This is a genomic window from Paenibacillus sp. FSL H7-0756 (assembly GCF_038006765.1).
Lineage (GTDB): Bacteria > Bacillota > Bacilli > Paenibacillales > Paenibacillaceae > Paenibacillus_AQ.
In genome coordinates this window covers 92,221-109,853 of sequence record NZ_JBBOVT010000003.1, presented here as the reverse complement: position 1 = coordinate 109,853, position 17,633 = coordinate 92,221, and the positions used below count along the sequence as shown (strand labels likewise).

At 52.0% G+C, this 17,633-nt stretch carries 18 protein-coding genes; 9 read left to right on the top strand and 9 right to left on the bottom strand.

Annotated elements, in window-relative coordinates:
• The first annotated feature begins 39 nt into the window (after window positions 1-39).
• Together NST04_RS26405 and NST04_RS26400 are read left to right on the top strand one after the other, a co-directional pair.
• Window positions 40-246, top strand: a complete 207-nt coding sequence (locus NST04_RS26405) for a helix-turn-helix transcriptional regulator (protein WP_036693024.1) — start codon at window positions 40-42, stop codon at window positions 244-246.
• Window positions 243-674: a hypothetical protein gene (locus tag NST04_RS26400; RefSeq protein ID WP_341186931.1), complete on the top strand. Its 432-nt coding sequence runs from the start codon at window positions 243-245 to the stop codon at window positions 672-674. Before NST04_RS26405 ends, NST04_RS26400 begins: the two co-directional genes overlap by 4 nt.
• Before the next feature lie 54 nt (window positions 675-728).
• On the opposite strand, the gene NST04_RS26395 is transcribed toward NST04_RS26400, so the two are convergent.
• Genes NST04_RS26395 through NST04_RS26385 form a run of 3 tightly spaced genes read right to left on the bottom strand, consistent with a single transcriptional unit; the run spans window position 729 to window position 4,356 of the window.
• Window positions 729-2,453 carry a helix-turn-helix domain-containing protein gene (locus NST04_RS26395; RefSeq protein ID WP_341186930.1) on the bottom strand — a complete coding sequence of 575 codons (1,725 nt, stop codon included), beginning with the start codon at window positions 2,451-2,453 and terminating at the stop codon, window positions 729-731.
• A gap of 51 nt (window positions 2,454-2,504) precedes the next feature.
• Window positions 2,505-3,302 (bottom strand): (2Fe-2S)-binding protein, encoded by a 798-nt coding sequence (locus NST04_RS26390; RefSeq protein ID WP_341186929.1) that lies wholly within the window; start codon window positions 3,300-3,302, stop codon window positions 2,505-2,507.
• On the bottom strand, window positions 3,289-4,356 hold the full coding sequence (locus tag NST04_RS26385) for an ABC transporter substrate-binding protein (protein WP_341186928.1): 1,068 nt from the start codon (window positions 4,354-4,356) through the stop codon (window positions 3,289-3,291). The genes NST04_RS26390 and NST04_RS26385 overlap by 14 nt, the downstream gene beginning before the upstream one ends.
• 273 nt (window positions 4,357-4,629) lie before the next feature.
• On the opposite strand from NST04_RS26385, the gene NST04_RS26380 reads away from it, so the two are divergent.
• A complete protein-coding gene (locus NST04_RS26380; protein WP_341186927.1) occupies window positions 4,630-4,845 on the top strand; it encodes a hypothetical protein in 216 nt (71 codons plus the stop codon).
• A gap of 23 nt (window positions 4,846-4,868) precedes the next feature.
• On the opposite strand, the gene NST04_RS26375 is transcribed toward NST04_RS26380, so the two are convergent.
• Entirely contained in the window at window positions 4,869-6,026 is a 1,158-nt protein-coding gene (locus tag NST04_RS26375) for a 5-methyltetrahydropteroyltriglutamate--homocysteine methyltransferase (protein WP_341186926.1), read from the bottom strand.
• A gap of 243 nt (window positions 6,027-6,269) precedes the next feature.
• On the opposite strand from NST04_RS26375, the gene NST04_RS26370 reads away from it, so the two are divergent.
• The 5 genes from NST04_RS26370 (at window position 6,270) to msrAB (ending at window position 10,982) form a co-directional block, all read left to right on the top strand.
• On the top strand, window positions 6,270-6,830 hold the full coding sequence (locus tag NST04_RS26370) for a stalk domain-containing protein (RefSeq protein WP_341186925.1): 561 nt from the start codon (window positions 6,270-6,272) through the stop codon (window positions 6,828-6,830).
• A gap of 75 nt (window positions 6,831-6,905) precedes the next feature.
• A complete protein-coding gene (locus NST04_RS26365) occupies window positions 6,906-7,610 on the top strand; it encodes a response regulator transcription factor (protein WP_341186924.1) in 705 nt (234 codons plus the stop codon).
• A complete protein-coding gene (locus tag NST04_RS26360; RefSeq protein WP_341186923.1) occupies window positions 7,610-8,650 on the top strand; it encodes a sensor histidine kinase in 1,041 nt (346 codons plus the stop codon). The genes NST04_RS26365 and NST04_RS26360 overlap by 1 nt, the downstream gene beginning before the upstream one ends.
• Before the next feature lie 34 nt (window positions 8,651-8,684).
• Complete coding sequence (locus NST04_RS26355; protein WP_445667969.1) at window positions 8,685-9,410, top strand: cytochrome c biogenesis CcdA family protein; 726 nt, start codon at window positions 8,685-8,687, stop codon at window positions 9,408-9,410.
• An 18-nt stretch (window positions 9,411-9,428) separates the two neighbouring features.
• Window positions 9,429-10,982 (top strand): bifunctional peptide-methionine (S)-S-oxide reductase MsrA/peptide-methionine (R)-S-oxide reductase MsrB, encoded by a 1,554-nt coding sequence (gene msrAB / locus NST04_RS26350; RefSeq protein WP_341186921.1) that lies wholly within the window; start codon window positions 9,429-9,431, stop codon window positions 10,980-10,982.
• Between the two features lie 94 nt (window positions 10,983-11,076).
• Here the strand turns inward: msrAB and NST04_RS26345 are convergent, their stop codons facing one another.
• Together NST04_RS26345 and NST04_RS26340 are read right to left on the bottom strand one after the other, a co-directional pair.
• Window positions 11,077-12,180: a slipin family protein gene (locus NST04_RS26345; protein WP_341186920.1), complete on the bottom strand. Its 1,104-nt coding sequence runs from the start codon at window positions 12,178-12,180 to the stop codon at window positions 11,077-11,079.
• A 537-nt stretch (window positions 12,181-12,717) separates the two neighbouring features.
• Window positions 12,718-12,972 (bottom strand): hypothetical protein, encoded by a 255-nt coding sequence (locus tag NST04_RS26340; RefSeq protein WP_341186919.1) that lies wholly within the window; start codon window positions 12,970-12,972, stop codon window positions 12,718-12,720.
• Between the two features lie 193 nt (window positions 12,973-13,165).
• Here NST04_RS26340 and NST04_RS26335 point away from each other — a divergent pair, with 193 nt between their 5' ends.
• Complete coding sequence (locus NST04_RS26335; protein WP_282705064.1) at window positions 13,166-13,252, top strand: putative holin-like toxin; 87 nt, start codon at window positions 13,166-13,168, stop codon at window positions 13,250-13,252.
• A 78-nt stretch (window positions 13,253-13,330) separates the two neighbouring features.
• Here NST04_RS26335 and ltrA read toward each other — a convergent pair whose 3' ends face one another.
• The 3 genes from ltrA to NST04_RS26320 all read right to left on the bottom strand — a co-directional run bounded on the left by ltrA (window position 13,331) and on the right by NST04_RS26320 (window position 17,596).
• On the bottom strand, window positions 13,331-15,136 hold the full coding sequence (gene ltrA / locus NST04_RS26330) for a group II intron reverse transcriptase/maturase (RefSeq protein WP_341184092.1): 1,806 nt from the start codon (window positions 15,134-15,136) through the stop codon (window positions 13,331-13,333).
• Between the two features lie 894 nt (window positions 15,137-16,030).
• Entirely contained in the window at window positions 16,031-16,735 is a 705-nt protein-coding gene (locus tag NST04_RS26325) for an NADAR family protein (protein ID WP_341186918.1), read from the bottom strand.
• 24 nt (window positions 16,736-16,759) lie between these two features.
• A complete protein-coding gene (locus NST04_RS26320; protein WP_341186917.1) occupies window positions 16,760-17,596 on the bottom strand; it encodes a copper amine oxidase N-terminal domain-containing protein in 837 nt (278 codons plus the stop codon).
• Window positions 17,597-17,633 lie beyond the last annotated feature (37 nt).

Here is a 17,633-nt window from a genome sequence, read left to right as displayed (position 1 = left end):
CCTTATGTAAAGTTAACTTTCCATAAAGAGAGGGATTCCATGAACAACCGTTTGGAAGAATTACGCAAGCAGCGCGGAATCAGGCAGGAAGAATTAGCAGCGGCGCTTGAGGTGTCCAGGCAGACGATTGGTTCACTGGAGAACGGCCGCTACAATCCGTCCATCCTGCTGGCGTTCAAGATCGCCCGTTATTTCGGGCTGAGCATTGAGGAGATTTTTATTTATGAGGAGGAAGAGAATTCATGAAGAAATCCATCTCGGCTTATCTTCTGGTTATTGCAGGTGTAGTCCTGCTGGCTGGCAGTCTGTACCTTATTAGAACCAATTCAGACCCGGAGGGGTTAATGCGGACACTGCCCTATGTCTGTATCGGGCTTGCTTCCGGCATGTTCGGAAGTGGCATGGGAGAGCTCATGAGCCGGCAAGCGATGAAGAGTAACCCTGCCGCAGCCAAGCAGGTTGAGATTAACAAGAACGATGAGCGCAATGTAGCCATTGCAACCCGGGCGAAGGCGAAGGCCTATGACATGATGGTATTTGTCTTCGGAGTCTTGATGCTGGCCTTCGCCTTGATGGAGATTGAGCTAACCGTGGTGCTGTTACTGGTATTCGGATACCTGTTCACGATTGGATACGGCATCTATTACCGGTTCAAGTATGATCGGGAGATGTGAGCGGCTTCGTACCAATAGACTGGTTGGCATGGGTTCCGTCTGCCGCTAGTCCGCTCAAGCCAGTAAGGCCTGGGCCACCTGATCCAGAATGCAGTTGATGCCAGTCGGTCCGTAACAGCCGATCCAGGTAGCAGCATCTACCGGGTAGATAAGCTGCCGCTGATCTGCACCCAGCATGCCCCTCACACTGTGCTCTGTTATCGATATTCCCTCCTGCATCCTTTCATTGCTAAGCAAAAAGTAGTAATTGGCATGCACAGCAGGAAGTCTGTCCACGGAGATATGATAGGCCGTGTCGGAGGCGGGTTCCGCTACAAATCGCGGAGCAGGCAGACCAAGGTCGCGGTACAGCACAGCGCCTGTGCGGTGAGAAGCCGTATGTACCCGGACGATGGACTCGCGCGGACGGATCAGCGCCACGCTTTTACCCGCGAGGACCGGAGCAAGCTCTGCGGACAGCAATGCCGTACGGCGCAGATAATCGGCAATAATATGCTCTGCCTCCTCCTGCTTGCCGGTCAGTTCGCCGAACAGGCGCAGAATCGTCTGCCAGCTCTCATTACGTTTGAACATGATCGTTGGCGCTACCCTTCTTAAGCGTTCATAATGCGGAGCATGAACCTCGGTGCAGATAATCAGATCCGGCTGCAGCCGTTCAACCGCCGGCAGATCCGGGTGCTCATAGGTGCCGAGCATTTCCGTTGCCATTAACCTCTCCTGGAAATACGGCGGGAAATTCAGCGCCCCGCTTCCGAAGCCTACGCTTCCTGCGGGGGATATCCCCAGCGCATGCAAATGGTCAGCATACTGGACGTCAAGCACAGCGATCCGCTGCGGAGCAGCGGTGACACAATATTCGCCTCGCAGATGATGGATTACCGGACCTCGTGGTGAACCGTTCAGGGAGGCCAAGCGCTCTGATCGTCCCGGAGGAACGATAAGCGTACCCGGATCTGAAGCGGCAGTACGCCTGTAGAGCTGAGGAGGGACTCCATAATGCTTCTTGAACGCCCTGCTGAAATAATACATGTCGCGGTAGCCTGTCCGCTCAGCGATCTCGCCGATGGAAGCATCCGTATAACGCAGCATGCGCTCCGCGCTCTCCATCCGCAGCTGAATCACGTATTCCATCGGGCCGAGCCGCTTCTCCTGCTTGAACCGCCGCTGAAGCTGCCGCACGCCGCATCCGGCCAGTGCGGCCAGCTCCTTAAGCCCCAGCTCCTGACGATAATGCCCCGCGATATAGGCGGCAACAACCTCCACCATATCCGGCTCTCTGCCGCCCTGACCACGTTCATGCTCCATAATAAGCTCGTAGAGCATACCTTGCAGCAGCGCATTGGCATGGAAGCGTTCCAGCCCTTCTCCCAGGCTCCATATTGCTGCAATTCTCTCCGCTGTCATATGCAGCTCCGCCGGGGGCGCAGAATGATGGACAAACGAAGTCCGCAGCGGGTGATTGTGCTGCGGGAAGAGCACATGGGCGGCTCCCGCAACAGGAATGGCCTTGTAGCTAATAGCTGTATAATGAATGTTGTCTGATCCCGCACTCAGAGTATAGGCTGATCCCTTGGCAGCATGACAAGCAAAAGAGGCCTGGACATGGCTGCCTTCACCATTCATCACAAGCCCTCCCTGCCCGCCGATGGCCAGCAGCAGCTGATTTGCCGCCAGTTCCGTTTCGCTCAGCACGCCGCCGGGCGGCACAGTACCACTGCGCACATCAAGCATCTTGACCGCCGTATCACTCCATAGACTCGCCTGTTCTTGTTGCGGCATTTCTCTCATCTCCTGACAACAGTATCCTTTGCTAAACGGATAGACCTGCTGTCATTTTAATTGAGATTCATTCTCATTGTCAATTTTCGGGCACTTTCTGCAATATTCCCCGGACATCCGGTAGTAAAAGCAGCACGTGATACGCTTGCTCTTCGCAACCGGAGCCTCGTCACTCCCCTCGGTGAACCGGGTGAACGGGTTGCGTCTTGCGCTGAACAATGGACCGGCGGCCATCCGGGTCAGATACGCAAAATCCTCTTGAATCCGCAGCCTTTCTTCGCCGGATTCGTCTGTTCCGGGCGCATACAGCGGGGCAATGCGCACCATAATATTCTCCCACAGCACGGCCATGGAGACGGGTCCAACCGTGGCAAGCGTCTCCAGTATCGGCGCAAGCCGTACCGCAAAATTCTCCTTAACAACAGCTTCGCGCCACTCCCCCCTATCCCCCGGCGGTGAGGCTGACCGAATCCCGTCCAGCGCCAGAAAAGGGAAGGTCGTATCTTGCGCAGAAGCCGGATGGTAGAGGAAGCTTCTGTCCAGCGGGAAGAAGACTTCCCGATGATGAAAGGTCATGGCGGTCAATATTGGCGCGATCCACAGATAGCCGATCCGTTTGGCCAGCATGGAAGCCGCCACCTGCATGTCCGGCGCGCCGATATAATCCTTCAGCCAGCTGACATATTCGCGGCAGGCGGCTTCGTCTTGCAGCTCACTCAGAGCGATGGTGCGGACGCAGCCCGCAGGCGGGCCACCCAGCCTCATCCGGTAATCCTCCGCCAGTTCCCTCCAGGGGGCCGACGATAGATAGCGGTCCATCTTATAGCGGTCCATCTTAATGAGCTTCAAGCAACGCTTCCGAGGCCTGATCTACAATAATATTGATCGCCAGGGGACCATAATACGCGATCCAGAGCGTTGAATTCACATCATAGGCACGGTTATTCTTGACTGCATCTAGGGATTTCCAGATTGGACTGCTTGCCAGAACCTCTGCCTCTTTGGCGAATAGATCATCGGAGAGCAGGAAATAGTGATCTGCCCCGATATCACCAACAGTCTCCATCGATATTTCAACCGAGGTGTCATCTTTAATCGCCTGAACGAAGGCAGGAGCCTTTAAGCCCAGATCCTCATACAAAATGCTTCCGGTCCGGTGCTCTGGACCATGTACACGAATCCCTTCCGGTCTCGGACGAATCAGCGCAACCGTCTCGTCGCCCAGTTTCGCCGACAGCTGCTCACGCAGTCCGGTGATTTTGTCCTCATAGGCCTTCTTCACCACTTCAGCCTCTGCCTGCTTGCCTGTTATGGTACCCATGGTAGCCAGCGTATCCCGCCAATCCTCATAGAAGTCCAGGACGATAGTAGGCGCAATTTTACTCACACTCTCATAAGCTTCTTCCTGAAAATCTGTCATCAAGATCAGATCCGGGTTCAATGCCACTATCGCTTCCAGGTTGGGCTCATCGCGTGTACCCAGGACCTTCACACCGTCCATCTGAGCACTCAAATATTCCGGGAACTCGTCCTTGGTTCCGGCAACCACGCTGCCCGCCGGCTTCTCTCCAAGCGCGATCAGCTGATCGGCGAATTTCACATCAAGCACAGCAATCACCTTCGGCTTCTCCGTCAGTGTATATTCACCCTTGATATGTGTGAAGGTAACCGGATAGGCTGCTGTAGCCTGTGCCTCCGGTGATGCCTGAGCCTGCGCTTCAGACGACGGGGACGGCTCCGCTGACGCAGACGGCTGTGCGGTTGTGCCGGCATTAGCTCCCCCTCCAGATCCGCAAGCTGTCAGAACCAGTACCAGCGCCAGCATCCATACCATGAATAGTCCTAATTTTGGGGCGGCGGATTTCTTCCTGCCTGCCTCTTTTCTATGTGTTACTCTGTTCACGCTGACTCCCCCTGTTATGTATTGTGTGATAATGATTTTCATTATCATATTTGTTACAGCGAGTATATCCGATCTGCTGCCTCTGTTTCCATGTACTTTTGCGACATTGCAGCCGGATAAATGCGACATGGGTTGCTATTAGTGTGTGTATCTAGCAGGTCATATAGACGGAAACATTACAAAATCACCCTAACGGGTGAAGGTTGCTGATGCCTTCTCTCACTGACCGCTTGTAGTGAGAATTGTTGCATTTCTTGCAGGATTCCTCTATACATGATGCTGGCTGAAGTAACAATGTTGCATTATTTGCACAAATTTCGGTGTTTAGAGCAAGTTAGCCCTGAATTTGTTGCATTTCGTGCAGAATTTCAGCGTAAGACGCTTCAAATGGGCAGCAATGTTGCATTTCTTGCAGGATTTCTCTATAAATGTTACCTAAACAATCAACAAGCCCGCATCCTGTGGTCAGATGCGGGCTTACTTTTATGAACAGTTGCTACCTATTAATGAAGTTAACCCCAATATTGCCGGGCAATCTCTTGCCCCTGTCTGATCTTCGCCCATTGCTCCGCTTCCGTTAATTCGTTGCCGCCGTCGCAAGAGGCGAAGCCGCATTGGTGGGAGAGCAGTAATCTCTCCTTCGGAATGATCGTGGACGCTTCATCCAGCATGCGGAGGACACGGGTCTCATCGTCAAGCGTACTGGTTTTGGAAGACAGCAAGCCAAGTACAATTTCCGTCTCCGGTCTATCCTTGAACACAGCAAGTGCCTCCAGCGAGCCAGCGCGTTCGTCGTCCCACTCCAGGAAGAAGCGGTCGTACTTCAGCTGCTTCAGGAACAGGTTGGCAATCTTCACATAAGAGCCGCCGCCCATATTCCGGGAATCATAATTGCCGCGGCAGTTATGGGTCCACATTTCCAGCCCCAGGCTATGTCCGTAATCAATAATGGTGTTATTAATATCGATGAACTCTGTGGCGAGACTCTGTACTTCTTCATGGTTGATTTTCTCGCCGGTAAAGGGCGAATTCGGATTATCGTCCGCGAACAGCTCCCAGAGGCAGTCGTCGAATTGCAGAATCTTACCGCCAGCGGCTGCGAATTCCCCTACGAAATCCTTATACGCCGTCACCAGACCCGCCTTCAGCTCATCACGGTTCTGGTACACTGCACCCTCGCCGCCAAGGTTATCCGACCAGGACAGCTCTCCGAAGATATGGGACGGCGAAGGCACGCACAGCTTCGTCTCCCGGTCTCCGGCATGCTCCTGAAGCTGGCGGTACGCCTGAAGGAAGTGGTGATTCTTCCCGCCCAGCTCGCCTGTGATGCGCAGACCGATGTCTTTTCGCGTCTCGTATTTGGAGGTGCCGTCAATATCTCTGAAGAAATACCCGTGAGGTGCAATATAGCGCTCAATCCCCTGGAAGCCCCAGACGAAGTCCAGATGCCACATCGACTTGGAATACTCCCCATCCGTCAGAATGCTCAGCCCATTCTCGCTCGCCTGCTCGACTACCGACTGAATCGCCTTCGCCTCACACTGCTCATAGCCCTGGAAGTCCTCGTAAAAAGGATACTTGATATCGTCCCGGTGTTCGATTTGCTGCTTATATTCTAATAGCTCCGCCGGACGCAGCAGGCTGCCTACGATCTGAAATCTGTCACACATGGTTAGCCCTCCTCTAGTTCCACTGTTCTGTCTTTGTGTATAAATTCTAGCATGGAGGGCATAGAGGTACGTAACACTTAAAAACGATACCTGGTTATAGTGAAAGGTTATAGTGCGGCAGTTCGGATCTACAAGCTCTGCTGGCTTCGTAAGACAATCGTAATACTTCGCTTAGAGAATCGTAAGCTCTCTCCCTTATGCTGTTCCATGTAAACCACTAAAACGAAATGGAGCGTGATTAGCATGGGTAACAGCAAAACAGGCAAACGGTTCATGATGACGGCAGTATTGGTTCTCTCTCTGGCGGTGTCCGGCATCGCCGGTGCGGCGGCAGGCATCAAGACGATGAAGAAAGACGGCATGGAGCTGATGAACCTGAGACAGGCGGCGCAGATGTATGGCTATAGCATCGAATGGAACAGTAAAGACCGCTCCGTCTCGCTAATGTACATGGACAAGATGATGGATGACGACAAGATGATGGACGATGGCAAGATGATGGACGACGGCAAGATGATGGACGACAGCAAGATGATGGATGACGGCAAGATGATGGATGACGGCAAGATGATGGACGACGGCAAGATGATGGACGATGGCAAGATGATGGACGACAGTAAGATGATGGATGACGGCATGAAGCCGATGGGCAAGATGATTAAGGTCATGATCGGGTCGAAAAAAATGATGGTCGACGGTAAAACAATCAACCTGAGCATGGCTCCGGCACTTTACGATGGCAGCACTTATGTGGCGGATACCGTAGTGACCATGTATATGAAGCCTGCCAAGGCGATGAAATAAGACGGACTGAGCAGGACCATCACCATATGATATGATGGAGTTATATGTAATTTTCCGGATATGGGGTGGGTTAAGATGAATGAACGGGTGCTGGTTGCTGATGATGATCCGAATATTACCGATGTATGCCGCAGGTATCTGGAACGGGAAGGGTATCTTGTGTCGACTGCCAAAGACGGATTAGAGGCGTTAGAGCTGTGGCGCACTCAGACACCGGGCCTGATTGTGCTCGATCTGATGATGCCCCATAAGAACGGCTGGGAAGTATGCAACGAGATCCGGCAGACCGAAGATGTTCCGATCATTATGCTGACGGCGCGCGGGGAGGAACAGGACCGGCTGATGGGGCTGACGATGGGGGCGGATGATTATCTGACCAAGCCCTTCAGTCCAAGAGAGCTGGTACTGCGGGTGCGGGCGATTCTACGCAGAATGCGGGTTGTGCAGGTCTCGCCTGCTACTGCCGCTGAACACACGATCAAGTACGAAGGACTTACCATTGACGTTGCGAAGCGGACGGTGGAGATCAGCGGGCAGGCGATTGACTTGACCGTTACCGAGTTCGAAATGCTCTACCTGCTGGCGAGCCATCCCGGCCAGGCCTTTTCCCGGACTCAGATTCTCAGCAAGCTGTGGGATTTCAGCTATGAAGGGGATACCACCACCGTGACCGTCCATATCCGGAGATTGCGGGAGAAGATCGAACAGACGCCCTCCGACCCGAAATATATCAAGACGGTCTGGGGCATAGGCTATAAGTTTGCGGGTGATGGCATCTAATGAAACTGCGTACGTATCTATTGTTGTCCAGTCTCACAGGTATCGGTGTGTTGCTGATCTGTCTATTCGTCAGCTACTCCAAAATGCTGCTCACGATTGATCAGTTCTATTATCTGTCCGGCATCACGGCCGGGATCGGCTTGTTCTCCTTCGTTCTCCAGCATCTGCTGACACGGCCGGTGGAGAAGTCCATTGCCCGGATCACCGAGCAGACGGTGCGGATTGCCGATGGGGATTTTCATACCGAGGTCCCCTTAATCGGTCCGCAGGAGTTCAAGCTGATGGCCCGGCAATTCAATGAAATGAGCAGTAAGTTAAAAGATAGCTTCGACCATCTGCACCAGTCCGAATCCGCCCGCCGGGAGCTGATTGCCAATGTCTCCCACGATCTGCGGACCCCTCTCGCCTCCATCCAATCGTTCGTTGAAGCGCTGGAGGATGATGTGATTAAGGACGAAGTGACTTTTCAGCGTTATCTGAATACGATCCGGCTGGAGACGAAGCGGCTGGCGGGCCTGATCCATGACTTATTTGAACTATCCAGTCTGGAAGCGAGCGGCGGGAGCTTCGACCCGCAGCCATCCCATGCCGATGAGCTGCTGATCAGTACCCTGGAGAGCTTCTCGTTCCATCTCGCGGAGAAGCGGCTGAAGGTCGAGATTGAGCTGCCGGATAAGCTGCCTGCGGCCCTGATGATGCCCACGCAGATCAAGCGGGTGCTGTCCAATCTTGTGCAGAATGCGATTCAACATTCCCCTGAAGAAGGCCATATCGTGCTGTCCGCCGTCGAGGAAGGCCAGTTCCTGCGAATCTCCGTTACAGATGAAGGCCAGGGAATCGAAGCTGCGGAGACCTCACGAATCTTCGAACGGTTCTACCGGATCGATAAATCCCGCAGCAAAAATAGCGGCGGCGCCGGACTCGGCCTCGCCATCGCCCAATCGATTGTCGAGCTGCATGGCGGCGAGATTGGCGTAGACAGCAGCAAGGGCGCCGGGAGCTGCTTCTGGTTTACGATCCCAATGTATACCAGCCGATAGGCGCAGCGTCCAGTAAGCCGTATCTCACAAGGTGGTGACTGATTTGGCTGGTGATTTTGTATTCTTGTCCGGTGTATTTGGTGCCGGGCTGTTATCGTTCTTCGCACCATGTATCCTGCCGCTGCTTCCGGTCTATGTGTCCTACTTGTCCGGGGGCATAGCAGGCAGTACGAATCAGGGAGCGGCTGACTCCGGCTCCTTCCGCTTCCGTTCTGTATTCATGCTGCGGACTCTACTGTTTGTTCTTGGACTGTCCGTGGTCTTCGTTCTACTCGGCTTCGGCTCAGGCGCCCTGGGCAATATCATTTCAAGCTCCAGGTTCATTGCCATCTGCGGAGCCATCGTTATCTTATTCGGGATTTATCAGACGGGATTCATTAAGCTGCCCTGGCTGGAACGTGAAAAAAAACTATCCAGCAATCGTGTGACAAAAGGCGGTTATATCGGAGCCTTCCTGCTCGGCCTGACGTTCAGCTTCGGCTGGACGCCCTGCATCGGCCCTGTACTGGCGGGCATTCTCAGCATCGCGGCCGGGGAAGGCTCCCCTGCTTATGGAGGATTCCTCATGTTCCTGTATACGCTGGGTCTGGCGATTCCCTTCCTGATCATGTCCGTCTTCTCGGACTATCTGCTGCAGCGGATTCGCCGCTTGTACAGATACATGGGAGGCATCAAGATAGCCTCCGGGCTTATGCTTATCGGGATGGGACTGCTGCTAATGACCGACCAGCTGAATACGATTGTCGGCTGGATTCAATAATGGGAGGAGGAATCAGGCATGAAGAAGACATGGAAGTGGATGGGATATATGCTGGTGATTGGCGGCTTGCTGTCGATCCTGGCCGCATGCGGCGCGAAGCCTGATGCGGGAGCAGGCAAGGCAGACTCTGCCGCAGCCATGAGCAAGGGGAAGCCTGCACCCGCCTTCGCCTTGAACGATCTGAAGGGCGATTCACTCAAGCTGGAGGACCTGAAGGGCAAGAAGGTCTATGTGAAATATTGGGCCTCCTGGTGCTCCATCTGTCTGGCTGGTCTGGAGGAACTGAACACGCTGGCCGGCCAGGAGAAGGATTTCCAGGTGGTATCGATAGTAACCCCCGGCTACAAAGGCGAGAAATCCGCCAAGGAATTTACGGAATGGTTCAACAAGCAGTCCTACGGCAACTTAACCGTGCTGCTGGATGAGGATGGGGCATGGGCTAAGGAGTTTCAGGTACGGGCATATCCCAGCTCTTTTTATATCGATGAAGAGGGGTTGCTGGTGAAGTCTCTCCCGGGCCATGCCTCCAATGAACAGATTAAGGACACGTTCGCGGGAATGACGTCCGCTTCAGCCGCTGCCCCGGTTCCGGCAGTCACGACCACCAATATACCTGACAAGGATCTGCGGAACCTGTATCTGGCGGGCGGCTGCTTCTGGGGAGTGGAAGCGTATATGTCCCGCATTCAAGGGGTTCAGGATGTCACCTCTGGCTATGCCAACGGGGAAGGAGAGAGTCCAACCTATGAAGATGTCATTCGCGGGGACCGGGGGTTCGCGGAGACTGTGCATGTGAAGTATGATCCGAAGCAGGTAACGCTACAGCAATTGCTGGAGTCTTATTTCAAAGTGGTTGATCCGACCAGCCTGAATAAGCAAGGCAATGACAGAGGCGTTCAATACCGGACAGGAATCTACTATTCGTCCCCGGAGGATGCAGCCATCATTCAGCAGGCCGTAGCTGCGGAGCAGACGAAGTATGACAAGAAGATCGTAACGGAAGTCCTGCCGCTGAAGAACTATTATCTGGCGGAGGAATATCATCAGGATTACCTGGAGAAGAACCCGAACGGATACTGCCACATTGACTTAAGTATTCTGGATGAGCAAGCGGTTGTAATTGATCCCGCCCAATATCCGCGCCCCTCCGATGCAGAACTCAAGGCGAAATTAACCGCCGACCAATATGCGGTAGCCGTCAATAATGACACAGAACGTGCCTTCAGCAACGATTATTGGGATAACTACGAGCCTGGCCTGTATGTCGATATTGCCACCGGCCAGCCGCTTTTCTCCAGCAAGGATAAATACGATTCCGGTTGCGGGTGGCCCAGCTTCACGAGACCCATTGCCCCGGAGGTAGTCACCTACGACACGGATACCAGCTTCGGCATGGAACGCACCGAGGTGCGCAGCCAATCCGGCGATATCCACCTGGGTCATGTCTTCGACGATGGTCCTGCGGACCGCGGCGGCAAACGCTACTGTATCAACAGCGCCTCCATCCGCTTCATCCCTCTCGACAAGATGGAAGCAGAGCACTACGGGTATTTGACGGGGCTGGTGGAGTAGATTAAGCGGAATCTCGTACAGATGAAGGAGCTCCTCAACCAAGAATCGCCCTCCACTAGCTCATAAGCTGAGCAGTGTGGAGGGCGATTGCTGTCTATTTAGCCGTGCCGATGAGTGAGCTTAACCGCTCCAGCAGATCGCCGCCGCCTGTGACCGAGATGGAGCCGATCTTGTCACAGATCTTCTCCAGGAATTCCAGCTCCTTGAGCCGGAATAGCGTCTGGTTCTCGTCCATCAGCTTCGCCGTGTTCAGCAGGCTGCGTGTTGAGGCTGTCTCTTCCCGGCGGGTGAGCAGGTTGGCCTGGGCTTTTTTCTCAGCGAGTAGAACCGTATTCAGGATGTCCTTCATGTCTCCCGGCAGTATTACATCCTTCACCCCCGCCCCGAGGAAGCGCACCCCGAACTCTTCTTCCTTCTCCCGGATACGGTCCAGAATGAACGTCGCCACATCCTCCTTCCGCTTCAGCAGATCATCCAATCTCAGCGTCCCGGCATACTCCCGCAGCAGGAGCTGAAGCTGGATGTGGATCTGCTCATCGAAATCCTTCATCTCCAGCACGCGGTGCGGACTTACGATCCGGTACTGGCAGACGAAGTTCAGGCGCAGCGTAACCTTATCTTCGGTCATCATCTCCTGTCCCAGCAGGTCCATCTGCTGCTGTCTGAGATCGACCTTCTTGGTCAGCACCGAGACCGGTCCCTTCCAGAAATAATATTTCCCCGGCGTCAGCTCCCGCTGAAGCGTATGGTCATAGAACAGGAACCCCAGCTCGTGGCTGGCGATTTCGCAGCTCTGCAGGTGCGGTGTCAGCCGCGCAATAATCGAGCGGTCGATGCCGGCAGGCAGCTCCGGCACACGGATGTCCGTGCGTACGAAGGTGTGCTTCCGCAGCAGATTCCAATACGCATACACCCCCGGCTTCAGCAACTGCATGAACTGGCCATCCTCATAGTGCAGCACCAGCTCATGATCCTGTACCCGTACCACCTCCAGCTCCCGCAGGAGCTCATCATCCTGTAAGAACAGCTGCAGGTCCTTGCCCCCGGCGCTAAAAGGCTTGGCAAGTTCCAGCACCGCCACAGTATGCTGCGACCAGGAGAAATAACGGTAGGTTCCCGGCAGCAGCCGCTTCACATAACTTCCCTTATGAAAGAGCAGACCGCGCTGGTCCGCTTGAATCGTGATTGATTTCAACATCGTATGTACTACCCCCTTCATGATTGACCAATGGATGACAGAATCCCGCTGCGGACCCGGACGGAATCACGCTTGAGACAGCCGGTCTGCCGGGAGTTCCGGGAGGACTACCGGTGTACAGAGCCACCCCGCTTTCAGGCGGCTGCGTACACTTTGGTCCGGCCACTGCCTCCCGGGCAGTCCTTCAGTCGGTATCCACGGATTACAAAGCCCTGCCGCAGTGCGCTATACCAGCCGCCAGGGATTCTGTCCATTGGTTTCTTTACTCTGATTGTGCTTCAATAATCGCTCGATGGAAATCGAGTAGTGTAACCAACGTCGCTGTGAAGGCGATCGGGGAATCGAACCCCTTGGTTGCTCTTACCGCAACGGACTGTACAGGATACCGTGACATACATGCCGGCACTGCGGGATCACCAGAGATCCCCGCCTCGTTACGTCCGCCCGGATAAGAACCGGATGTAGGATGAACGCGCTCAGCGTTATCTACAGGCTCTATCATCGCTGATCTGAGCGGTAACGAACATGGCGGAAGTATTACGATGGAAGAATAAATTTCCAGAGGGGAGTTTTTAGAGGCATGATAAAAAAGCCCAAAGGCAGGTGGGGGAGCCTGCTTTTGAGCTTGGGTAGGGATTTGGTTTGTGTATTCAAAATTACTACAAAAAAATAGACCGCCCTTCTGAAGGGTAGCGGTCTATTCTTTAACTGCCTTACCTCTTTGAAGCCACCGCCCTTAAAAGTGGATACTGCTCCGAGAGTCGTGTTTGCCGCACGGCTCTCTTTTTTCATTATACTTTCTTCTGCCTATTGTACCACTCTCTTAAAATCTCTCATTAGCCTGAGCCCACTCTTCCGGCGAAATCCATTGTAAGAGTCTGCACTGTTCGTATATTCAAATTTTTCCATTCATGGTATAATCGCTGAAGCAATAGAAAGGCTTATATGGGCGGTCGGCTAATCTCCCGGGAGGGAGGTGACGCCAATGGAGGTTTATCAAGCATTGTCCCTGATGTTCATGTTCGGCATGTTCATTATCGCGCTGCTAAATTACCTCAATAGGAATAGGTAAGACTTTGAAATTATCTCCGTCTTTTCCCCTCCTCCACACCGTGCTTGCGACTTTCACCGCACACGGCGTTCCATCTTCTTAATTCAATATATCAATAAGTTCCAAGTTGCACTTTTTACGATATAGGTTTAATGATTTCATCATTTCAGATGATAAATCCAATCGGGTTTTGAGTTCAACAATCGTTTTTTCAGTCGTTGCATGTATGAGCCTGTGCACATCACGATGTAAAATACGGAGGTTGCTGAATTTATCGCTCCCTCCATTTTTCATCTGCTGGTAGTGGTGGCAATGGACTTCCTCTGCGTATAAGAACAATCCTGTAACTTCGCATCTGCCCATCTTCATACTGTATCTACTAATACGATTATCCATATATTCCACACTGCGACCATGTATGTTGGATTTCATGAGTTTAGAAATTTCTCTGAGAATATCCGGACTTAGCTCTTTGTGGATGATCCTTCTTCCTTCTTCGGTAAATGGACTAATGGACTGGTCGAAATTTGTGCTGATCTTCCATCTGATATCCGGAAGTGGAAAAAGGTAGACTCCGCATATCCTAAACGTTTTATAATTCTTACTATAAAATTTCGAGTAGGTTGGTGGCGGGATACACGGATATTCGTAAGTCGCGACTGAATTCAGACGATTAAAGGTGAACCGGCGTAGATCATGAGCAAGTCGTGAGAATTCGATGCTAACTTGCGTAGCTCGGCTAAAGTAGTTATGAATACCCAGGACGTAACTATTGAATAAGAGCGCATTTTGAGCAGTAGGTGACTGACGTATTTTCACGATACGCACTTTCGCTTCTTTCTTTATCTGCTGTTTTTTCCTGTCGCTTAGGCCCGTACGAGCAACTCTCTTAGGTCCTTTCGTTATCGCACGAATAGTAAATCCAAGAAATTCGGACGCTCGCCTTCTGAGGTTTACAATTTGCGATTTTTCCGGTGAGATTTCTAGTTTCAGACGGTCATATAGATAAAGCTTTACGGCATGAAACCACTTTTGGGCAGTTTTCCAGTCTCTACAAAGGATTTTAAAATCGTCGGCGTAACGGACAATGTACCCTTCCTTGAGATTGGTCCTTTTTAGGGCTGCACACTTCCCATCATTCCGTGCATATTTATGTCTAGAAGGAAACGTATCCCATTGCCCCGATACCCATTGATCCAGATCATGCAAAACAATGTTTGACAGGAGTGGCGATAATATCCCGCCTTGTGGTGTTCCCTTTTCAGGTATACCTTCGCCTTCAATCTCGGCTTTAAGCATTTTTCCTATGATCCGTAAAACTTTGCGATCTTGTATCCCCATATTCCATAGTTGTTTGATAAGTCTGGTATGGTTAACGTTATCAAAGAAACCTTTAATATCAATGTCCACAATAAAGTGAAAACGATTGAAATTAATAAGGTGTTGTACCCGGGCTACAGCGTGGTGGGTAGTACGCATCGGTCTGAATCCGTAGCTGTGTTTATAGAATTGGGCTTCAGCAATGGGTTCAAGTATCTGTTTGAAGCATTGCTGGATGATTCGGTCAACTATACTCGGAATACCTAATGGTCTTTGTTTGCCGTTTGGTTTGGGGATGAAGACTCTTCTCACTTTCTTAGGACGATAGTTCAATAGTTTCCCAGTGATAAGCTCTACTAATTCTTCTTCGGATGCCGTTTTAATATCGTCAATAGTTCTGCCGTCTGTACCTGCTGTTTTGGAACCTTTATTTGATTTAACTGTGCGGTAGGCCAGAAGAATATTTTCCCTAGAAGTGATCATATCGTAGAGATTCGTGAATATTTCCTTGTTTTGTGCTCTTCCATACAGTTCACTAAAGATTCCGGTCATGCCGTAATAATCCCAGTATCGTACCGCCGACATTGTGGTATCCCTCCCAACGGAGTAATATTCCCACGTTCTTACCCGATCGATGTCGTTCACTTTTGGAAAATTGAATTTGAATTAATAAGACTTGGGGCTGTTCCTCCAAACCCATTACAGGTGCTTCATTGGTCGTGCCCCTACTCTCATAGGGGTAAATACATTTCGAATAAGAACCCTTATAGTAACCGTCTTGGTTGGCAGACCATGAGACAACGCCCCCTGCTTTCCTTGTTCCTAGTGGCCTAGCTATCCATTCAAAACCTTAGGTGCTGCCTTTAAGCCTGCGAGTTCGATACTGCCATAGTTCAGTATAGCGAGTTTCCTATCTTTTATATTGTACTCTTCGCCGCTCACCTAGTATTTACTAGCCCACCAGTTTCCTAGCGGTCCTATTATAGACCTGTACATTCGGCAGTTCGTCAGACATGCGTGTCATTCTCACCATAGCTTGTTTTTCAGCCATCCGGCATATCGGCTAACATACCTTCTCTTGCGAGTGGCTCTAGTTCTCCTTCTGCCGCCTTCACCTGGCTCCATACGGTATATGCTGCCTAATACCGCATGCAGGAGTATTAATGAGGTCGTTTTGGGATACATGGTTCCCTCATTCCAACCTTCGGTCACTAAGTTAGATGCTTTGCATCCTTACGTTTCCCACACATGATGGTTATAGTAAAACAAGTCGCACAAAAGAAATAGACCGCCCTCACCAAGGAATCGGTCTATTTCTTAACTGATATTCCGAAAGCCACCGCCCTTAAAAGCGGCTATTGCTCCGAGAGTCGTGTTCCCGCACGGCTCTCTTTGTATTCTACGTTTTTTCTGCCTTTACTATACCACAAATCATTTCATAAAGTAAGAAAATGTATAGAGATATCTATTTTCTTAGAATTACTCATTAGCCCGAGCCCACTCCTCCGGCGGGTTAAAATACGCATCATACTCTTTCAGAGCTTCCGGTGACTGCTTCCCTCTCCATTCCTGCAGATGCACCAAATAATCTTCTCCCGCCCCCATTCTCCAGCCCATACTGGAGGGAGGAAGATCAGGATACACCATCCATTCCGGCAAAAAGAATTCGGCGCTATATCCCGCAAGGCTGCCCCGAATCTCCATCAGCAGCTTCCCCAGCATATTGCCGCCCTGCCCGTCCCCGCCGTCTCCCCAGTAGGCATCATTCGAGGTATGTTCAACAAGGGTACAATCGCCTGTAGATAGCAGAATGGACTTGATCACAGAATGCTGCTCGACTTTGGCGACCAGGGCCTCCCGCATCACCTCAACCTTGCACTCCTCCCAATCCGGGCGCAGCGGCCGATTCCGCTCCCTCCCCATCCTAGCGGCTATCATCGGCGTACTGGCAAGCCGAATTTCCTCTTCATGCTCTGTTCCTGCGAACTTTTGGGCCTGGAAATAATGCTCCGATGTCGCCCACTCTTTGACCTTTAACATTATGGGATACTTCGCAAAATTAGAAAAACAACCATAAGGCTTATCCGTCTCATAGAAACGTATTATACGTTCCTCTGGCTTAGCCGATAACCATTCCTTTCTATGTTCATCGTGCAGCTTCTGAATGTGTTCCGGGGTGTCCATGGCAGGCCTGGCCTCCTTATGTTTTCACTTGATCCGTGAATTGAAAATCACATAATCCGGCGCTGTGGGCACATTAATCGTGAATGACAAGGCCCCTGCCTTAGGAGTCGCCTGTGAAGGGCCGGGAAGCTGCCGGACTACGGCCTGGCCTTGGCTGTTCACAGCAACGAACTCCAAGCTGGAAGCCCCCTTGGGAATAACAAACCCGGAATCATTAAGCACGCTGAGGCTTAGCCGGAAGCCTTTCCCGTCGGTAGACTGCGTCAGCAGTGTAGGGTAAAAGGGATTCTGGTGCTCTCCAGGCACATCTCCAAACGGAGTCACGCTCTGCCACGACTTGGCCTGCGGCAGCACTGTGTCACTCCGGCCCTGCACTATCAGTACATGGCGTCTGAGCACGTTAAACATGTTCTCCCATTTCAGCTTCTTCAGCCCGGTGAGGATTGGGTTCATGGGTGCAAATAGCACACCATCCTGCAACTGCGGGGACACTCCCAGCGCTATCGTACTGCCGTCTCTGGTTACCGCTGTGGCCTGCCCGGCCCGCAGTTTCCCCACACTCTCCCCAAGAAGCGAGATCGTAGAGCTTTTGGTGGCGGCATCATAGGTCAGCTGTGCACCCAGCGCACCTGCGAACGCACGGACAGGCACCATTAACTTACCCTCCTGGATATAGGGTGCCAGCTTGCCTGGAAACAGCACATATTGGTTATTAATCTGCAGTGGCCTGATCTGATTCCCCACTACCGGTGCAGCCTGCGCCGGAGCCCCCGTGTGTACGAGTGGCAACAGACCAGCGCACAGCAGCATAACTAAGGTTTTCATAGCGAGCCGAAAGAATGGATGATGGCGATGATTCATAATTCATTTCTCCTTTTTTCAAATTAATCGAAAGATC